Below are 19,287 nucleotides of genomic sequence, written 5' to 3' on the forward strand. Positions count from 1 at the left end.
ACATCAAATCCCGCCCGTCGAGAAATACCGCTGCAGTTCGGCCATGAACACCGTCCCCGAACGATTGAGCCCATCGGGGTTCCAGGTCGCATAGATCGGGATCGTGGGCAGTTCCGGCTCCAGCTGCACCCAGCTCACATTCGGCACATTGACCGCGCTCATCAGCGACTCCGGCACCAATGCCACGCCCAAACCCGCCTTCGCATAGCCCACCTGGTCCATATATGAGGCCACGACCTCGGTCAGGGCGGGCGAGCGCCCGTGCTCGGTGAAGTACCCGAGCATCGCATCGTAGTTCGCCCGCGCGGATTTCCGGGCGAACGAGATGATCGGCAGGCCGTCGAGCGCGTCCAGCGGAGCTCGTTCCATAGCTCCGTCTGCGTCCTCACCAGAGACCAGATGCGGATAGGTCTCCGGGTTGAAAGCGACGACCAAGCGGTCCTCGTAGAGCAGTACGTCCTGGCAGCCGTCCACACTGCCGAAGGTGTTGGAGAACGTCACGTCCAGTGCCCCGCTCTCCAGCTGCGCCTGGATCTGCGGGGTGTTGTCGTTGAACAGCTCGATCCGCAGGCCGGGGTTGTCCCGCCGAATCAACCGCAGGCCGTCGACGACGCGGCTGAACAACAGAGCCGGGGTCACCCCCACTCGCACGATCCCACCGGCGCTGCCCTCCCGGTCGTGCGCCAGCCCGCGGATCGACTGGGTCTGCCGCACGATCGAGGTGGCCAGGGCGAATACGTCCCGGCCGGCATCGGTGAGTTCGAAGGGGCGCGTGGCCCGGTCGATCAGCCGCACACCCAGATCGGCCTCGAGCCTGCGGATCTGCTGACTGACGGCCGACTGCGTTAAGAACAGGCGCCGCGCGGCCTTTTCGAAACTCTGTTCCTCGGCCAGCACGACGAAGTACTCGAGGTTCCTCAACTCCATGGAATGTTCCTATCACGTCCGGCCAGCACCTCCGTGCAATGCAGTGTGCCCCGGCTCGTGCAGGACCCCTACGCCCGCAGCAGCTTGCGCTCCTTCTGCACCGCGGGATCGGGCACCGGCGAGGACGCGATGAGCCGGGCCGCGTAGTCCGTGCTGGGAGCGGACACGATGGCCGTGGTCGGCCCCGCCTCTTGAATCGCTCCGCGCTGTAACACGATGACGTCCTGCGCGACCTGTTCGACCACCGCCAGGTCGTGGCTGATGAACAGGCAGGCGAAGCCGTAGTCGTGCTGCAACTCCTGGAATAGCTCGAGCACCGCGGCCTGCACGGAGACGTCCAGGGCCGAAGTCGGCTCATCGGCCACCAGCAGGTCCGGGTCGTTGGTCAGCCCTCGGGCGATCCCCACGCGCTGCCGCTGCCCGCCGGAGAGTTCGTGCGGATAGCGACCCGCCCAGCTCGCCGGCAGGTGCACCCGTTCGAGCAGCACGCCGGCCCGGCGCAGGGCCTCGGCGCGTCCGACGGTCTTCGACCAGATCAGCGGTGCCGCGATCGACTCCCCGATCGAGCGCCGGGGGTCCAGCGAGGACGCGGGATCCTGGAACACCATCGACCGGGTGAAGGCCTGGCCCGGCCCTGCCGTGCCACCGGGCGCACTGCCCGCCCCCGCCGAGGCCCGGTCCCGCTTCGCCGCCCCCGTCGTGATCGTGCCGGCGCCGGGGGTGAGCAGGCCGACGGCCAGTTTGCCGATCGTCGACTTGCCCGAACCGGATTCGCCCACCAGGCCCACGGTGCGTCCGGGCGCCACGGTCAGCGAGATCTGGTCCAGGGCCTTGGCACCGGCCCGCTTGAGCGCCCGGCTGTAGTAGTAGTCGACCTCGGAGAAGGTCAGGGCGGCGGCCGGCGCGGCCGCAGTCTCAGGCGCGGCCTCGGCGGCCGCATCCACACCACTTCCGGCACCGGCGACAGCCCGCGCTTCTTCCGGGGCCCCCACTGTCATTCGCGGCACCGCGGCGAACAGATCGCGCGTATACGCATCCTGCGGGCGGTTGAACACATCGTCCACGCTGCCCGATTCGACGATCCGCCCGCCCTTCATGACGTACATCCGGTCGGCGGAATTCGCCACCACGCCCATATCGTGGGTGATGAGCAGGACGCTCATCTGCAGCTCGTCCTTCAGCCCGTCGAGCAGGTCGAGGATATCGGCCTGCACGGTGACGTCGAGCGCTGTGGTCGGCTCGTCGGCGATGAGCAGCTTGGGGGTCGCGGCGATCGCCATCGCGATCATCACGCGCTGTCGCTGCCCACCGGAGAGCTGGTGCGGGTACTTCTTCAGCGTGCCGGCCGGATCGGGCATATTCACCATCTCCAGCAGTTCCAGCGCCCGCGCCCGCTGGTTCGCCGTCCCCTCCACCCGGTGCTTCATCGACATGTGCATGAGCGTGCCGATCGTGTACACGGGGTTCAGCGAGGTCAGTGGGTCCTGGAAGATCACGCCGATCTCGCGGCGCAGCAGGTTCCGCCTAGCCGCCTCGGGCAGCTTCCCCAGGTCCTGCCCGTCGAACAGGATGGAGCCGGTCGACCAACTGTTGCGCGGGTTGAGCCCGGCGACCTCCATCGCGGTGACCGACTTGCCCGAACCGGATTCGCCCACCAGGGCGACGATCTCACTGGGCGCGATCGAGAACGAGACATCGCTGGTGATGGGGGCGTCGGCCTTGCCGAAGCCCACACTCAGGTCCTTCGTCTGCAGCAGCATCGCTTACCTCCTGGGATCCAGCACGTCGCGCAGGAAATCGCCCACCAACCCGAAACTGAGGATGATGAGGCTGACCGCGACGGCGGGGATGATCAATTGGACGGGGTAGTCGGTCATGAAGCGCTGGGCGCCGGCGACCATGGAGCCCAGCGACGGCTCCGGCGCCTGGACGCCCAGGCCCAGGAAGCTCAGGCCGGATTCCAGCAGGATGGCAGCCGCCATCACCGTGGTGAACTGGACTATGATCGGCGTCAGGCAGTTGGGCAGGACGACGGTGAAGATGCGCCGCCAGGTACCCGCACCGAATACCTGCGCCGCTGCCACGAACTCCAACCCGGCCACGCTCATCACCTGGCCGTGGACCACACGGGCAAACGACGGGATGAACAGGATCCCCATGACCAGCACCAGGGTGGCCTTGTTCGTTCCGTACAGGGTGGTGGCCATGAGCGCGATGATGATCGGCGGGAACGCCAGGATCACATCGACCACGCGCATCAGGAGCAGATCGCCCAGTCTCTGATACCAGCCGGCCAACAGGCCCAGCACGGTGCCCAGCACCATCGCGATGAGGGTGGCCGTGACCGTGATGAGCAGTTCGACGCGCACGCCCTGGAGCAGCCGGGCCCAGGTGTCGCGGCCCAGTTCGTCCGTGCCCAGGAAGTGCCCGTTGCCCGGTCCTGCGAAGCGGTTGACCACATCCTGTTTGAGCGGGTCGGCGACGGGGAACAGCACGGACCCCACGGAGACCACGATGACCAGGATCAGGAAGATCGCGGCGATGGTGCGCGCAGGCGTCAGCGAGCGCCGGATCTTGGCCCGTTTGGAGTTGTCGGTGACGCGGCCGGCCAGGGTGGCCACGGCCTCGGCGCCGGTACCGCCGGATGCGCCCGGGGTGCCGCTTGGACCGCTGCTCTGGCCGCCGGTAGTAGGAGTGTTGTCCGTGGTCATAGCGCGGCCCTCCGGATCCTGGGGTCGAGGAGCCCGTAGACGATTTCGACGACGAGGCTTAAGACGATGAAGCAGATGCACAGCACGACGACGATCGACTGGACGACCGGGTAGTCGCGCGCGGTGACCGAATCGATGAGCAGGGAGCCCACGCCGGGCAGGTTGAATATGCGTTCGACCAGGACAGTCGAGCCGATCAGCGATCCCGCCTCCAGGCCGACGATCGCGGCGACAGAGGTCAGCGAATTGCGCAGCACGTGCTTGTTGAACACGCCGGCGCGGGTCTGGCCCCAGGACCGGGCGGTGCGCACCCAGTCCTGTTCGAGGTTCTCCATCACCTGCGAGCGCGTCATCCGCCCGACCACCGCGGCGATCGGCAGGGACAGGGCCACGACCGGCAGGATCAGCCGGGCGAAGTGTGTACCGGGGGCCGAGGCGATGGAGGTGAAGCCGCCCGAGGGCAGCAGGTGCCAGGTCAGGGCGAACAGCAGGACGAACAGGGCGCCGACGACGTAGACCGGCACGCTGGTGAGCACCGACAGGAAGCCGGAGACGACTGTGTCGATGGCGCCCTTGGAGCGCGCGGCCCAGGCCCCCAGAGCCACGCCCACCACGGTGCCCAGGATGAGTGCGAAGATCGCGATCTCCAGGGTGACCTGCAGGCGCGGGCCGATCAGGTCGACCACCGGTTGGGCGTAGACATAGGATTCGCCGAAGTTCCCGGTGAATACGGAGCCCAGGAAGGCGAAGTACTGGACCCACACCGGGCGGTCCAGGCCCAGGGATTCGCGTACGGCGGCCAGGGCCTCTGGACTGATCTCGGTATTGCCCCCGCCCAGGATCTGTACCGCGGGGTCGCCGGGCACCGCCTGGAGCATGAGGAAGATGAGCGTCATCGTCACCCACACCAGCACGATGCCGGTGACGATGCGTATGCCGATGTACCTGATCATCACTGTCCTCCCTTGATATAGGCCAGCGAGTAGCCGGAGTAGAACGACAGGAAGCCGGGCAGGGTTTTGAAGCCCTTGACCTCATTGGTGTAGGCGTGGGCCTGTCCGCGGGTGTTGACCATGACGAAGGGGGTGTCGGCTTGGACCTGCCCGCGCATCTTGTCGTAGATCCTCTTCTTGGCGGCACCGTCCTTCGCGGCGGCGCCCTCCTTGACCAACTGCTGGAGTTCGGGGTTCTGGTAGTGGGCCGACCGGACATTCGACAGGGGTCCGCCGAAGAACGTGCCCATATAACTGGGATCGGTCACCACGCCCACGTTGCCGTTGATCAACAGGTCGTAGTCACCCTTGTTCGACAGTTCCGTGCGGGTCGCCCAGTCAGGGGAGTTCAGTTTGATCTTGAGCCCCACGGCCTCCAGGTCCGCCTGGATGGACAGTGCCACATCGCGGTGGAAGACGTACTGCGAGTTCGTCAGGAAGTTGATCTCCTTGGACGTGTCGAATCCGGATTCCTTGATCAGCTGCCTGGCCTTGTCCGGGTCGTAGGAGTACAGCTTGTCCCATTTCGGATCGTAGGCCGGATCGGATTTGTCCATCGGCACCCCGTACTGGGATTCGCCGTGTCCGAAGAACGCCGCGGACACCGAGTTGTCGCGGTTGATCGCATAGGCCACCGCCTGGCGCATCTTGGGATCGTCGAAGATGCCGGTCTTGACATTGAACAGCGTGTACATGAACGGCCCGTTCTGCGAATCGAGCGTCATGTTCTTATCGCTCTCGAGCCGGGAGAAGTCCTCCCAGGGCACATAGTCGATGAAGTCGACATCGCCGGAGAGCAGGGCCGAGGTCCGGGCGTTGCCGTCGGGGTAGAACTTCAGGTTGATGGTCTTGAGGTCCACCTGGTCGGCGCCGTAGTAGGCGTCGTTCTTCACCAGCCGCAGGCTCTGTCCCGGACTGTAGGTGTCGACCTTGAAGGGACCGGCGCCGTCCCAGCCGTCCTTCTTGTCCTTAATCGAGTCCTTCGAGTAGATCGCTGCTGCCGGGATCGCCAGGTACTGGGCGAAGGCGTTGTTCGGCGAGTCCAGTACCAGTTTCATCCGCGTATCGGACTCGACCTCCATGGATGTGAGGCCCTTGAGCCCGTCGAACACGTAGCCGGGCGATTTCGGGTCCGACATGTATTCGAAGTTCCGCTTCACATCCGCGGTGGTCAGCGGATCGCCATTCGCGAATGTCAGGCCGGGCCGCAGTTTCACGGTCCAGGTCCTGTTGTCCTTGCTGGTGACGGATTCGGCCAGCCCGGGGATCAGCTTCCCGTCCGGGTCATATGCCATCAGCCCGCGTTGGACCAGGGCGTCGATCGTATAGCCGACGACCGAGGAGTCCACCGCGGGCGGGTTCGATTTCGGTTCGGCGGACAGGCCGATGTCGAGCACGCCCTGGTCCAGGCCGCCCTCGGATTCGCTGCCCGCGGGCCCGCAGGCCGTGACGGTGACCGCGGTCAGCAGACCGACCACGCTCAGCGCCACGGCCCGCAGGCCCGTTCGCATCTTCCTAGTCACGTGTCCCTCCCGTTTTCTCATCTCCGCCGGGCTTCCCCGCCGCCGAGGTCGCGGCGGGCACATACCCGTAGGCGGCCTCGGCTGTGGCCGGGCTGATCCTGCCCTCCCGCAGGTCGCGTTCGACCAGTTCGGCCGGCCGCTTGGCAGGCATCCCGAATCCGCCGCCGCCGGCGGTTTCGATCCCGATCGTCTCGCCCGTGTTCATCGCGAACTCGGTCTGGTCCAGGTACTCCTCGTCACCCACCTCGACGTGCAGGGAACGGCCGGGGCCGCCGCCTTCGAGGCCCCAGGGCTGGGTCCGCTGGCGGGAGATCGACACGTGGCACACGCAGTCGTCGTGGTTGACGGTGACGAGCCGGTGGATGCCCATGCCGCCGGGGTGTTCGCCCACGCCGGCGGAGTCGTCGACCAGTTCGTAGCGGTCGACGGTCAGCGGGTACTCGATCTCCAGGGATTCCACCGGCAGGTTCGAGGTGTTCGTGATGTGGGCCTGTACGCCGTTGAGCCCGGAGGCGCAGTGGCTGGCACCCAGGCCACCGCCGATCGTCTCGAGGTAGACGTAGTACTCACCTGTGCGCGGGTCGATTCCGGAGAACTGGGTCGCCGGCACCGCGCCGTAGCTGGCGGCGGTGACCAGGGTCGGGTCGGCCTTGGACAGGGCGCCGTGGACCAGGTCGACCACCCGCTGGCACAGCTGGGTGCGCCCGTTGACCGCTGCGGGTGCCACACAGCTGAGCACGGAACCGCGCGGGGCGGTGACCGAGATGGCCCGGTACAGGCCCGCATTCGTCGGGATGTCGGAGCCGACCACGGTCTTGACCGCGTAGTACACGGTGGCCAGCAGGGCGGTGGGCACCAGGTTGATCGAGGCGCGGACCTGCGGCGGGGCGTCGAAGACGAACTCGAGTTCCTCGTCCTTGACCGTCAGCTCCAGTGAGATGTCGAGGATGTCCGGGATCTCCTCGCTGTCGAACTTGTCCGCGAAGGTGTAGACGCCGTTCTTGATCTCGCGGATCCCGGCGCGGACCTTGCGCTCGGTGTAGTCCATCAGCGCATGCCCCGCCGCCCGCATGGTCGCGGTCCCGTACTTCTCGAACAGGTCGGCGGTGCGCGCCACACCCAGCCGGTTCGAGGCCAGCTGGGCCCGGAAGTCCGCGATGCGTTCGGCCGGCACCTGCATGTTGATCAGGATCAGGTGCATGACGTCGTCGATGTACGCCCAGTCGCGCACCGCGCGCACCGCCGGGATCCGGATGCCCTCTTGGAAGATCGTCGCGTGGGTCCGATCCGCGTAGTCGGAGTGGTGGGCCAGGTTCGTCGCCCAGCCGACCAGTTCCTCTGCGAAGAAGATCGGGGTGACCAGCACGATGTCCGGGAGGTGGGTGCCGCCGCCGGTGTGCGGGTCGTTGCCCAGGAAGCCATCGCCGGGGCGGATATCGGACACCGGGTAGCGGTCCAGCACGGCCTTGACGATGCCCATGAGGGAACCCAGGTGCATCGGAATGTGTTCGGCCTGTGCCAGGGCATTGCCCTCGGCGTCGAACAGGGCGGTGGTGCAGTCGCGGCGCTCCTTGATGTTCGGCGAGTACGAGGCCTTGACCAGGGCCTCGCCCATCTCCTCGCTCACGGAGGCCAGGGCGGATCCGATCACCTCGACCTTGATCGGGTCGATGTCCGCCGGTTGCGCGGTCGAGTTCGTCGTCATTGTGTTCTTCCTTCGAAGTCTGTGGCTGTGCTGGTGTCTGGGATGTCTGGGGTGGCTGGGCGACCTGCGCCGGGCCCGCAGGAGCGGGCCCGGTTCGCCGGGCCGGCTCAGTCGTCGGCGATGATGAGCATGTCCGAGGGGTCGATGTGGGCGGTCTGCCCCGGCAGCACGAAGGAGGTCGTGTCGTACTGCTCGATCACAACGGGACCCGCGATCGACTCACCGGTCGGAATGCTCGTGCGCTCCAGGACCGGGACCTCGGCCCGCTCGCCGTATTCGGAGATGTAGACCTGTCGGGTCATCGGCTCCCCCGCCGCCCGGGCTGCGGGGCGCTGGGTTACCTCGATCGTGTCCACCGTGCCCACCGCCTGGATCCTGAAGTTGACGATCTCGATGACCGAATCGGCGTTGATGTAGCCGTAGAGCTCCCGATGGCGGGCCTCGAAATCGGCCTGCAGATCGGCCAGCAGCCGCGCGGTGTCCTCCAGATGATCCACTCCGACCGTGATCTCGTAGTTCTGGCCCCGGTAGCGGACGTCCGCGAAGTGCTTGAGGACCACCCGCTCGTCCGGCAGCGCCTCGGCCGTCTGCCAGGTCGCGGCCTCGGTGGCCAGGGTTTCGAAGACCCGCAGGGTCTTCTCGCCGGCGGCCTCGTCCAGGGGGGTGCGCGCAGTGGCGATGAAATCGGACTTGAGGTCCGTCATCAGCATGCCGATCGCGCTCATCGCGCCCGGGGACTGCGGCACCAGGGTCGTCGACATCCGCAGTTCGCGCGCCAGCCGGCCCGAATGCAGGGGGCCGGCACCACCGAAGGCCACCAGCGCATAGTCGGAGGGGTCGTAGCCCTTCTGCACGGAGATCACGCGGATCGCCTTGGCCATGTTCGCCGTGACCACGGAGATGATGCCCTGCGCGGTCTCCTCGGTGCTCAGTCCCAGCTGATCGCCCAGGGACTTCACCGCGGCGAACGACAGCGAGGCGTCGATCGGCATCGCCCCGGCCAGCAGCGCATCGTTGTTCAGGATCCCCAGCACCACGTTCGCATCCGTGACGGTGGGACGCATATTGCCGTTGCCGTAGCAGGCCGGGCCCGGATAGGCTCCCGCGGATTCGGGGCCCACCTTGAGCAGTCCGCCGTCGTCGATCCAGGCGATCGACCCGCCGCCGGCGCCCACCGTGGAGATGTCGAGCATCGGCGCCTGGATCGGCCGGCCGTCCAACTCCATTCCGTTCGACGAGGTGGGCGTGCCGTCGTTGACCAGCGCGATATCGGAGGACGTCCCGCCCACGTCCAGTGTGATGACGTGTTCGAAGCCGGAGTTGCGCGCCACCTCGGCGGCCCCCACCACCCCGGTCGACGGGCCGGACAGCACGGTGCGCACCGGCATCTGCTCAGCCGTCTGGAAGGAGATGACGCCGCCGTTGGACTGCGTGACCTTGGGAGCGTCCGACAGCCCGCGTTCGCCCAGGCGACGGCGCAGCGAACCCAGGTAGCCCTGCATGATCGGGCCGATGTAGGCGTTGACCGAGGTCGTCGAAAGGCGTTCGAACTCGCGGAACTGCGGCAGCACATCCGATGACAGGGTGACGAACTTCCCCGGCAGGGCGCGGGCCAGGATCTCACCCACGGCCCGTTCGTGTGCGCTGTTCTCGAAGCTGTAGAGGAAGCACACGGCGAGGGCGTCCACCTCGTCGAGCGCGGCCCGGTTGTCCTCGACCAGCTGCGCGACTGCGGCCTCGTCCAGCTCCTGCATCACGGTGCCGTCGTATTTCAGCCGCTCGCCGACTTCGAAGATGAGGTCGCGGCCGGTCAGCAGTTCCGGCTTCTGCGCGTAGAGGTCGTAGAGCTTGGGGCGGCGCTGGCGTCCCAATTCCAGCAGATCGCGGAAGCCCTCGGTGACGAAGATGGCGATCTTCGCGCCCTTGCCCTCCAGCAGGGTGTTGGTCGCGACCGTCGTGCCGTGGGCGAAGTATTCGACGGTCTCGCCCGCTGTGGCGTAGCGCTCCAGCGCGGATTCTGCGCCTGTGAGCACCGCGTTGCCGGGATCGGACGGGGTGCTGGGGGTCTTGAGGACCTTGAGTTCACCGGATCCGGTGTCGAACAGGGCGACGTCGGTGAAGGTGCCGCCGGTGTCGATTCCAAGGCGCAGGGCCATATCTGTGCTTCCTCTCAATGGTATGACGTCCCCGCCCGGCTCCCCTCCTCTGAGTTCCACTACTTGACAAAATGTCGATTTTCAGCCGTTTCGGGCCTTTTTTCAACATTTCGGTAAGTAGTGGAACTTTGGGAGAGAGAGGGGGTGGGGCTGGGTGGGTGGTCAGTGGATGATGATGGGTTGGGTGGGTCGGATGGTGATGTCTTCGAAGGTGGCCTGGGGTGGGGCGGCCGCGATGAGGGCCACCGCATCGGCCAGGGTCTCCACCGGGACCATCCGGGCAAAGGGCACCTCGGCCGTATCCGCCCGGTCCTGGACGCTGGGCATAGTGCGGACCATGTCGGTGTCCATATAGCCGGGGAAGATCGAGGTGACCCGCACCCCGGCGCCGCGCTCCTCAGCGCGCAGCGAGTTCGTGTACGCCTTGAGCGCGTGCTTGGACGCCGAGTAGAGGCTGTTGCCGGGGCTGGAGAATTGGCCGGCGCCCGAGTTGATCATGACGACGTCCCCGCGGACCGCCCGCAGTGCCGGAGTCAGTGCCGCGGTGAGTCCGGCGACGGCCACGACGTTGACGCCCAGCACGTGTTCCCAGTCCGCGCGGGTCAGTTCCGCCTGCGGTTTGCGCAGGCTGACCCCGGCGGAGTTGACCAGCATGGCGCAGCCGGGCACGGCCGCCGCGACGGCGGCCTGGTAGGCGGGCTCCGTGACGTCGCCGGCCAGGCAGGTGACGTGCGACCGGGCTTTCCCCGGGGCCGAGGCCGCACCGGGCCGGGTGCCCACGTCCGGCCCTGCGGTACTTCCGTCCGGTTCCGTTGCAGACGGGTCCGCCGCCGACGGGTCCAGCTCGGCGGCGAGCGCCCGCAGTTTGGCCTCATTGCGGCCCAGCAGGACCAGGTCGAAATCCGGGGCCAGGCGGCGGGCGATCGCCGCTCCCACTCCCCCGGAGGCTCCGGAGATCACGGCGACCCTCCGGTCCTGCGCGGGTCCCGCCTGCGCTGTACTTGCCCGGGCGGCACCCGTCTGTGCTGCGCTCATCGCGTACCGTCCCGGCCCGCGGGGGCGCCGGCGAGGTTCCGGGTTCCGGCGGGGTCGAAGACACTGCCCTTTTCGAAGACGGTCTCCAGGAGTTGGTCCGTGAACCCCGGCAGCCGCTCCGCATCCCAGATCCCCGGCTCCACGGTCCGCGCCTCGCCGAGCACGGTCTGGGCCAGGTACTCCCCGATCGCCGCGGCGTGTTTGAAACCGTGTCCGTGACAGGTGCCGGCCACGTACACACCGGTGTCCCGGCCCACCTGTCCGATGGTGAACTGGTCGTCCGGTGAGGTGGTGATCATGCAGACCCGCGATGCCGCCGGCACCGGGTCCAGGGTCGGGAAGGCGCGGCGGGCCACCCTGGCCACATTGCGCCAATCGCGTGTCGGTTCGATATCCCGGTCGAAGTTCGCGGGGTCGATCGGGTGGAGTTCCTTGGAGTTCAGGCTCAGTCCGATCTTCATCCCGTGGCCGTCCACATCACCGTGGCCCCAGATGCTCATATCGTCGAAGCGACGGATGAAGCCAGGTAATTGCGGAGCCCGGTAGGCCTCGGCTGGACGGCGCCGATAGCCGGGGACCTCGCGGGCCCGTGCCGCGGCCGGCTCCTCGTCGATCCGCCACCAGTTCATCGGGCTGAACAGCGCCTCCAGACCGGGGATGTCCACCGCGTTGGCCAGCCAGGGGCCCAGGGCCAGCACGATCTTCTTCGCCCGCACGGTGTTGCCGGTGGACAGGCCCAGTTCGAAGGTACTACCGGCCGTGCGCCGGATCGACTCGACCCGGCCGCCGCCCAGCACGTCCGCACCGAGCTCCCGGGCCCGCCCCAGCGCCGAGGCGATGGAGGCCTCGGCGCCCACCGTCCCACCGCTGGTGTCGAGCACACCGATCTCGTCCGGGTCGATGTTCTCGAAGGCCGGGAAGCGGGAGGCGAGTTCGTCGGCCGAGTAGGTTTCGATCGGGACCTCGTGGTGGGCGGCTGTGGCGATCGCGCCCTTGACGTAATCGGAGTCCGGCCGGCCGATGGTCACCGCACCCACCTGGTTGAGGATCGGGGTGCCGCTGTGGTCTTCGAGTCCGTGCCAGAGTTCGGCGGCGCGGCGGGCCACCGTGCCCAGTTCGATGTGTTCCATGCAGGCGATGCGGAACAGGCGGGTGTGCCCGTGGGACGATCCGAAGGGGTGGACCACGGGGTACTGGTCCAGTCCCACCGCCTTGACTCCGCGTTCGGCCAGTTGCCACAGGGTGTGGGAGCCGAAGGCCCCCAATCCGATGACCGCTACGTCGTACATCTGTGCATCCCCCAAAGGTCGTGTCCTGGTGTCCATCGGCGCTGTCCCTGCTGGGGCCCGGAAGCCGGGCCGTGGAACGCCGATGGACACCAGTGTGGTACACAGCACACTTGGAGTAAAGATGATACGCGCCTACACATTTGTCATGCAGGCATTCAGATTTCTTAAGTTATAGTGCAAGGCCCGCTGACCACGCACACAGAAGCGACTACCGGAAGTTCGGCATCACCGCATCGATGAACACCTGGAACGAGGCCTTCTTCTCCTCGACGGATATGGAGTTACCTGCCCAGAAGCTGTACTCGTCATTGCCTATAACCGCATGTTCGCCGATCCGGGCGGTGGCCTCGGCCGGGATGCCGATCATCGCGGACCAGAGCAAGGCCTCGGGCGCGCATTCAGGACGATCGGCCGCAGCCTCCAGGGGTGCGGACTCCAGGAACCCGTCTGCCGGATCGGCCTTATCTAAGGACCAGGACTGAAGCGGCCGATAGTACCAGCCGACGGCTTCAGCCGGCGCGACCGCACAGGCGGCGGCGACACAGGCGACCCCGGAAGAAGCCAGGCTGGCCCAACCCCGGTCCGGATGCATCCCCAGCATCGCAAGCGCGGATTCACATTGTGTGCGGAGATAACCGCACACAATGTGAATCCGCGCTTGCGATATCGTACGGCTCAGCCCGGGACGGGGAAGAGCTTGCGGCTCAGAGGACGCGATCGGCCCGCATGAAGTCGCGGTCGATCGCCGAGTCCACCCCCAGGCACATATCGGCCACGAGTTCGCCGATCCCGGTGGCGTGTTTGAACCCCTGACCGGATTCCCCTCCGGCCACCAGCACCCTCTCGTCGTCGATCGGGCCCAGGGTGAACTGTTCGTCCGGGGATTCGCACAGCAGGCACACGATCGCACGCGCCGGCACGGGGTCCAGCGTCGGGAAGCCCCGGCGCATCATCTCCTCCAAGTAGTCCAAATCCTCCTGGTGGACTTCCCGATCGATATTGTCGACGTCCACCGTGCGGTCGCGGTACGGATGGCCGTGGGTGCCGACCTTGGCCGGTCCCCCGGCGTCCACCGCTCCCAGGCCCCACAGGCCCTGGTCGTCATCAGTCAGGTCGTACTGGAAAGGTGGCAGTTCGGACACGGTGGGGGCGGGCCCGCCGGCCGAGGTGAACCAGGTCTGCGGAATCCGCAGCGGCGTCAACTGCAGCTGCGGGAAGCGCCCGGCCAGCCAGGAGCCGGTCGCGTAGACAACTTTGCGAGCAGCCACGACACCGGCCGAGGTCTCGACGCGCACCGTGCCGTCGGCGGCGAAGGAGTGTCCGACGACTTCGGTGTTCTCCAACAGGACGGCCCCCAGGTCGCGGGCCGCCGTGGCCGCAGCCTGCACGCAGTTCTCCGGGAACAGTGCTCCGGCGCCGGCATCCCAGATCGCGACCGCGTCATCGGGCACGGATGCGAAGATTGGGAATTCGGCGCGCAGTTCTGCGGCGCTCAGCCGCCGGGGTGCCAGACCGAAGGCGGCGGCGACCGCATCGGTCTGGGCGATCCGGCCCAGGCCCGCCCTGCCCACGGCCAATCCACCGGTGGGCTGGAACAGGAGTTCCGATCCCGCCTCCTGCAGTTCGATCCACAGCCTGCGCGAAAGCTGCGCCAGCGGATAGAGCCCCGTGTGGTTCTGGGTCACGACCCGCAGAATCCGCGATTCCCCGTGGGATGAGCCCAGGGTATTGGGCACGGTGTGCCGTTCGATCCCGACGACACTGGCGCCCCGGGCCTTCAGGCGCCAGGCTATCGAGGTTCCGAAGGCCCCCAGACCGACGACCGCCACATCGACGGTCTCCTGGGGCGGAGTCACAGTGTTCGGCGCTGCAGCGGATGGCATGGGCACACGGCCTTTCGTGGGTTCGACTTCTCAGAATGGGCGTGAGGCGGCGAACTGGCGGTGGCGCAGGCTGTGCCCGCCGATCACCATATCCACCAGCAGCCCCGCGGTGAAGGGCGCGAACATCAGGCCCAGCATATTGTGGCCCGAGGCCATCCAGGTGTTCTCCAGTCCCGGTACGCGGTCGATCACCGGCAGGCCATCGGGCGTCAGCGGACGCGATCCCACCCATTCGTCACGGCGCACCGCCAGGGTGTCCGGGTCCAGATAGGGTGAGACACCCGCGACGATCTGGTCGATCCGCCGCGCGTTGAACCGTTCGGTGTCCCCATCGAATTCCATGGTCCCGGCGATCCGGGTGGCGCCGTCCAGGGGAACCGAGACGACATGGGCGGACTCGAAGATCATCACGTGTTCCGTGGCGGGCTGCGCGTCGACGGTGAAGCTGTAGCCCTTGCCCGCGCGCATCGGCATCCGATAGCCCGAGGCCGCGCCCACTTGGGCGCTGCCGATTCCGGCGGCGATCACCACGGCATCGGCTGCGAAATCCCCGCGCGAGGTGTGTACCCGGCGTACATCGCCCTCGTCCGTGACCGCGGTGACCGTCGTGCCCTCGTGGATCGTCGCCCCGCCGGCCCGCAGCTCGCGTTCCAGCGCGTCGACGTAGTGGTTCGGGTTCGTGAAGTAGCTGCCTGCGTCGAGGAATCCGAAGCCGGTCCCCCGCAGGGCCGGTTCGATCGCCTGCAGGCCGGCGGCGTCGACGACCTCGGACACCTCGTGGGGCAGGGTGCTGGCGGCCATCCGCTCCAGTTCGTGGGCGCGCCCCGCCTGTGCAGCCGCGGCCGTGTCGTAGACGTGCAGATAGCCGGCATCGGACACCTCGACCCCGATGTCGGCGGCCAGATCGAGGAAGGCATGCGTGGCCAGCGTCTCGATGTCTTTCAGCCCCGCCTGATTGCGCGCATATCTGCCGGGCAGGGAATTGCGCGCGATGCGCATGAGGAACGGCGCATAGCCCGGCAGAGTTCCCGGGTCCACGTGCAGGGCGCTGTCCTGGCGGTACAACTGGGTCAGGGCCGAGAGGATGAGCGAGCTCTTGGCCACCGGAGTCGCCTGATCGGGGCAGATCTGCCCGGCGTTGCCGCGTGCGGCACCCGAGCCGACGACCCCGCGTTCCAGCAGGGTCACCTCGGCCCCGGCTCGGTACAGCCGCAGGGCTGTGGTCAGGCCGATCAGGCCAGCACCCACGATCGTCACACGCACCTCAGACCTCCACCTGGACGGCTTCAAGGAACTTCTGCGTCCGCGGGTCCTGCGGATTGTCCAGGACCTCGGCTGGACTGCCCTGTTCAACGATGCAACCCTTGTCGAAGAAGACGACGCGGTCGGCGACCTTCTGCGCGAACTCCAGCTGGTGGGTCACGACCAGCATGGTGTAGCCCTGCCCCGCCAGTTCGCGGATCGTCTTGAGCACCTCGCCCACCAGTTCCGGATCCAGGGCCGACGTCGGCTCGTCGAACAGCAGCACCTCGGGATCCATCGCCAGCGACCGGGCAATGGCCACGCGCTGCTGCTGACCACCGGAGATGTCGCCCGGACAGGAATCGGCCCGGTCGGACAGACCGACCTTCTCCAGGCGCTCCAGGGCCCGCTGCTTCACCTGCGCGCGGGCCTGCCCCTTGACCCGGACGGGCGCCAGCATGATGTTCTCGAGCACCGTCATATTCGGGAACAGTTGGAAGTTCTGAAAGACGAAACCGAAGCGCTGCTTCTGCGCTGCGGCGACCTTGCCCTTGAGTTTGGCGAAGCCGTCCTTATAGGGCTCGATGCCGATGAGTTCGCCGCCCAGGTGGATCCGGCCGCCGTCGATCGCCTCGAGGTTGTTCACACAGCGCAGCAGGGACGATTTGCCGGAACCCGACGGGCCGATGATGCAGATGACCTCGCCCTGTTCGACTGCCAGGCTGACGTCGTCGAGGACGTGGAAGTCACCGTACCACTTGTCCAGGTGGTCGATGGTCAGGAAGCTCATGGGGTCTCCTTGTGCAGATCCTTGTGCGGAAGGGTGCGGGGGCCGCTCATGCGCCACGGCTGTAGCGTCGCTCCAGCAGGCCGGAAAGCCAGCTGAAGATGAGGACCAGCACCAGATACCAAATAGCGGCGACGAACAGCAGTTCCATGGTCAGGAAGTTGTTCGAATAGAGCTCCTTGGTCACCGTCAACAGATCGTTGCCCGCGATGACCACGACCAGGGACGTGTTCTTGAGCATCGAGATGAACTGATTGGCCGTGGGAGGGACGATCAGCCTGATGGCTTGCGGCATGATCACCCAGCGCATCGCCTGGCCACGGGTCATGCCCATGGATTCCGCGGCCTGGGCCTGACCGCGGCCACGCCGTTGATCCCGGAGCGCACGATTTCAGCCATGTACGCGGCCTCGTGCAGCGCCAGGCCCAGCACGGCGGCGGCGAACGGAGTGACGACCTTGTTGACATCGATGGACGCGGGCCCGATCCCCAGATGCGGAATGAAGATGGCGATGTTGTAGAAGATGAGCAGCAGGATCAGCAGGGGCAGAGCGCGGAACAGCGCGACATAGCCCTTGGACAGGTTCTTCCACACCGGGTTGTCCGAGAGCATCCCGACCGCCAGCAGACCACCGCCGATCACACCCAGCACCATGGCCAGCACGGAGTAGATCAGCGTATAGCCCACACCCGTCAGGATCCGGTAGTTGAACAGATACGCCAGGGTCTTCGACCACTGCAGATTGCCGGTGGCGAACAGGTAGACGATGAAGAGGACCAGCACCACGCCGATCGCACCCGTGATGACCTTACGGGGGTTGAACTTGTGGTGGTACTTGATCTTCCAGTCGGCCGCTATTTCCGTCGTCGCGGTGCTCATGGTCACTTCTTCGCCGGTCCGTCGTTGATCCCGGCCTTGTCGATCATGCCCTCATCGAGGCCGTAGGCCTTGAAGATGGTGCCGTACTCACCGTTGTCCATGAGCGACTGCACGGTGGCCTTGAGCGTCTCCTGCAGTTCGGTATCGTCCTTGCGAGTCACGATGCCGTGGTAGTAATCGGAGGAGATCCGGCCCTCGCTGACCTCCAATGCATTGCCACCGCCCACGCTCTTGGCCTCATGGACCGCCGCAGGGTAGTCATTGCCCGTGGCGTCGGCACGACCGTTGACCACGGCCAGGGTGGCGTCATTGCTGGACTCGTAGAGCTTGACGTCGATCGGTTTCTTCCCGTCTGTCTCACACTTCTTACTCTCGCTCTTAGCCGTTTCCACGGACTCTATGCCTGTCTGCAGCGCGAGGCTGTGACCGCACATATCCGACAGGCTCTTCACACCCAGCGGATTACCCTTCTTCACCTCGAGGGCGGTGGCGGAACGGTAGTAGTCCACAAAGGACACTTCCTTGCGGCGATCGGGAAGATCGGCGTACGAGGCCACCGCAAAGTCCACCCGGTTCGCCTTGAGCGCGGGAATGACCCCGTCGAAGGCGACTTCCTGGACCTTCATCTCAATGCCCAGCTTCTTCGTCACCGCGCGGGCCAGTTCGTATTCCGCACCGAGTTCTTTGTCGCCCTCGCGGTAGCGCATCGGCGGGAAGGTGAAGGTCATCTAGACATTCATCGACTCCTTGTACTTCTCCGGCAGTTTGTCGGCCAGGGCGTCGTCCTTTTGAATGTCGTCGACGGCCTTCTGCGCGGCCTCGATGGTGTCGGCACCCTGCGCGGCATCGCCGTCGCCGGCCGTTGCCTCGTCGGCATTGCAGGCCGACAGCGAAGCCACCAGGCCGAGTGCTGCGATCCCCGCCCACAACTTCGTGAAACGGGCGCGCTGCTTGACGGATTTCATGTGTCCTCCAGGGGGCTGGAACCGGGGGCGTGGAATTCGGCGCAACGGTGCTCCGCCGAACTTCTTTCATGTGATCTAGACCATAGCAATAAAGATGTCGTGAATCACAGCTGTCCACCAGGTGGAGGATCGACGAATGGTAAACGAACCGTTCAACTCTGCTTAAGCTAGTCGGATCATCCGGTCAGCGAAGCAATACGGACCATCCCGTCACCCCTCCAGCTCCGCCAACCGGCATTACACACGGTATATACGTATGCACTGTCAGTCAGCACCTGTGATGCCTGGCTGCTCCTCAATAACCCATGGACCCGCCCATCCTGGAGCACTACGCCTTCGGCACCCGCCGCGGCGCGCAGGTCTCCCCCGCCACTCTGGCGTTCATGGACTTGGCACGGGAGATCCTCGAGGGGCTTTAGAGCTCAGGAAGGATCCGTGCGCGGTTCGGCGACGATCCGACTACCACGCGGCAAGGGGAGGTCCTTCATCCGCTCAATAGCCTCGGGTAGCGACAACCGCCCGGCAACGTAGTCGCGGACGACGCTCATCCCGACCTCATCAGGCACTGCGCCGTCCAGATCCCAGCTGGCAAGGATGTCGATCATGGCCTCGCGCCGCTGCTCGACTGGGTCATTGTCAATCTGCATCGCGTGCCCCGCTTCCCCACGTTCATGGACCGCCACTACCAACGTCCATTCCCATTGTCCGCTGAACTTCAGCCGACCGCATGCTCCACTCCAGCCCCCGCGCCAGATCATGCCATCGCAGCCGGCCTATAGGCAGCAAGCACCATTCCAACCAGGTGAAATATCATTTTTCGGTCCACCAACCCCCTGGTGTTCCCCAGTTTATCAGTTAGCACGAATTCCGGAGGCTACGCAGCAACTTACAACCAAATAATTACAATTCAGCCACACCTCTCGACGAGGCTTGACTGAATAAACTCTTCGCGTAACGTTTCCGGAACAACATAACCAAGATAAGGAGTGATTCACATCAGCCGCAGTTACAGTCATTGTGCTCATCTTGGGTACAGGAGGGGTAGTGTCAGCCGTCGCTAATTCGATCTCAGCCATCCCGGGAAGCGGTACAATCAAAGAAGCCAGATGCTATGACAAATATCGAAGCAGAATCCGGAAACAACTCGAACCTTAGGCGAAAGTACATAAGCAAATTCCTACTCATGCAAATCC

Annotated in this window: 18 protein-coding genes; all 18 read right to left on the reverse strand. The window is 65.9% G+C overall.

The features are described 5' to 3' along the window. Positions 1–3 precede the first annotated feature (3 nt). On the reverse strand, positions 4–927 hold the full coding sequence (locus NQ038_RS07545) for a LysR family transcriptional regulator (RefSeq protein WP_257062272.1): 924 nt from the start codon (positions 925–927) through the stop codon (positions 4–6). A gap of 68 nt (positions 928–995) precedes the next feature. Beyond that, entirely contained in the window at positions 996–2,687 is a 1,692-nt protein-coding gene (locus NQ038_RS07550; RefSeq protein WP_257059788.1) for an ABC transporter ATP-binding protein, read from the reverse strand. Positions 2,688–2,690: 3 nt separating this feature from the next. Further along, positions 2,691–3,638, reverse strand: coding sequence for an ABC transporter permease (locus tag NQ038_RS07555; RefSeq protein ID WP_257059787.1), 948 nt, complete (start codon positions 3,636–3,638; stop codon positions 2,691–2,693). After that, positions 3,635–4,591: an ABC transporter permease gene (locus tag NQ038_RS07560; protein WP_257059785.1), complete on the reverse strand. Its 957-nt coding sequence runs from the start codon at positions 4,589–4,591 to the stop codon at positions 3,635–3,637. Before NQ038_RS07560 ends, NQ038_RS07555 begins: the two co-directional genes overlap by 4 nt. Further along, a complete protein-coding gene (locus NQ038_RS07565) occupies positions 4,591–6,153 on the reverse strand; it encodes an ABC transporter substrate-binding protein (RefSeq protein ID WP_257059783.1) in 1,563 nt (520 codons plus the stop codon). Before NQ038_RS07565 ends, NQ038_RS07560 begins: the two co-directional genes overlap by 1 nt. Beyond that, the gene (locus NQ038_RS07570; RefSeq protein WP_257062273.1) at positions 6,146–7,858 is read right to left on the reverse strand and encodes a hydantoinase B/oxoprolinase family protein; all 1,713 of its coding nucleotides are present in this window, start codon (positions 7,856–7,858) and stop codon (positions 6,146–6,148) included. Before NQ038_RS07570 ends, NQ038_RS07565 begins: the two co-directional genes overlap by 8 nt. Positions 7,859–7,965: 107 nt before the next feature. Further along, positions 7,966–10,014, reverse strand: coding sequence for a hydantoinase/oxoprolinase family protein (locus NQ038_RS07575; RefSeq protein ID WP_257059779.1), 2,049 nt, complete (start codon positions 10,012–10,014; stop codon positions 7,966–7,968). Positions 10,015–10,176: 162 nt separating this feature from the next. After that, the gene (locus tag NQ038_RS07580; protein WP_257062274.1) at positions 10,177–11,049 is read right to left on the reverse strand and encodes an SDR family NAD(P)-dependent oxidoreductase; all 873 of its coding nucleotides are present in this window, start codon (positions 11,047–11,049) and stop codon (positions 10,177–10,179) included. After that, positions 11,046–12,338 (reverse strand): FAD-dependent oxidoreductase, encoded by a 1,293-nt coding sequence (locus tag NQ038_RS07585; protein WP_257062275.1) that lies wholly within the window; start codon positions 12,336–12,338, stop codon positions 11,046–11,048. Before NQ038_RS07585 ends, NQ038_RS07580 begins: the two co-directional genes overlap by 4 nt. A gap of 208 nt (positions 12,339–12,546) precedes the next feature. Beyond that, a complete protein-coding gene (locus tag NQ038_RS07590) occupies positions 12,547–12,939 on the reverse strand; it encodes a hypothetical protein (protein WP_257062276.1) in 393 nt (130 codons plus the stop codon). A gap of 103 nt (positions 12,940–13,042) precedes the next feature. Next, entirely contained in the window at positions 13,043–14,221 is a 1,179-nt protein-coding gene (locus NQ038_RS07595) for an FAD-dependent oxidoreductase (RefSeq protein ID WP_257062277.1), read from the reverse strand. 30 nt (positions 14,222–14,251) lie between these two features. After that, positions 14,252–15,484 carry an FAD-dependent oxidoreductase gene (locus tag NQ038_RS07600; protein WP_257062278.1) on the reverse strand — a complete coding sequence of 411 codons (1,233 nt, stop codon included), beginning with the start codon at positions 15,482–15,484 and terminating at the stop codon, positions 14,252–14,254. 1 nt (position 15,485) lies between these two features. Beyond that, positions 15,486–16,253: an amino acid ABC transporter ATP-binding protein gene (locus NQ038_RS07605; protein WP_257062280.1), complete on the reverse strand. Its 768-nt coding sequence runs from the start codon at positions 16,251–16,253 to the stop codon at positions 15,486–15,488. Between the two features lie 46 nt (positions 16,254–16,299). After that, positions 16,300–16,584 carry an ABC transporter permease subunit gene (locus NQ038_RS07610; RefSeq protein ID WP_257062281.1) on the reverse strand — a complete coding sequence of 95 codons (285 nt, stop codon included), beginning with the start codon at positions 16,582–16,584 and terminating at the stop codon, positions 16,300–16,302. Then, positions 16,575–17,129, reverse strand: coding sequence for an ABC transporter permease subunit (locus NQ038_RS07615; protein ID WP_257062283.1), 555 nt, complete (start codon positions 17,127–17,129; stop codon positions 16,575–16,577). Before NQ038_RS07615 ends, NQ038_RS07610 begins: the two co-directional genes overlap by 10 nt. A 2-nt stretch (positions 17,130–17,131) precedes the next feature. Next, complete coding sequence (locus NQ038_RS07620; RefSeq protein ID WP_257062284.1) at positions 17,132–17,857, reverse strand: ABC transporter substrate-binding protein; 726 nt, start codon at positions 17,855–17,857, stop codon at positions 17,132–17,134. After that, positions 17,858–18,094, reverse strand: coding sequence for a hypothetical protein (locus NQ038_RS07625; RefSeq protein WP_257062285.1), 237 nt, complete (start codon positions 18,092–18,094; stop codon positions 17,858–17,860). Positions 18,095–18,516: 422 nt separating this feature from the next. Next, positions 18,517–18,741: an antitoxin VbhA family protein gene (locus tag NQ038_RS07630; RefSeq protein WP_257062286.1), complete on the reverse strand. Its 225-nt coding sequence runs from the start codon at positions 18,739–18,741 to the stop codon at positions 18,517–18,519. Between the last annotated feature and the right edge of the window lie 546 nt (positions 18,742–19,287).

Origin of the sequence: Brevibacterium sp. 50QC2O2 (assembly GCF_024580675.1) — a bacterium.
Taxonomy (GTDB): domain Bacteria; phylum Actinomycetota; class Actinomycetes; order Actinomycetales; family Brevibacteriaceae; genus Brevibacterium; species Brevibacterium moorei.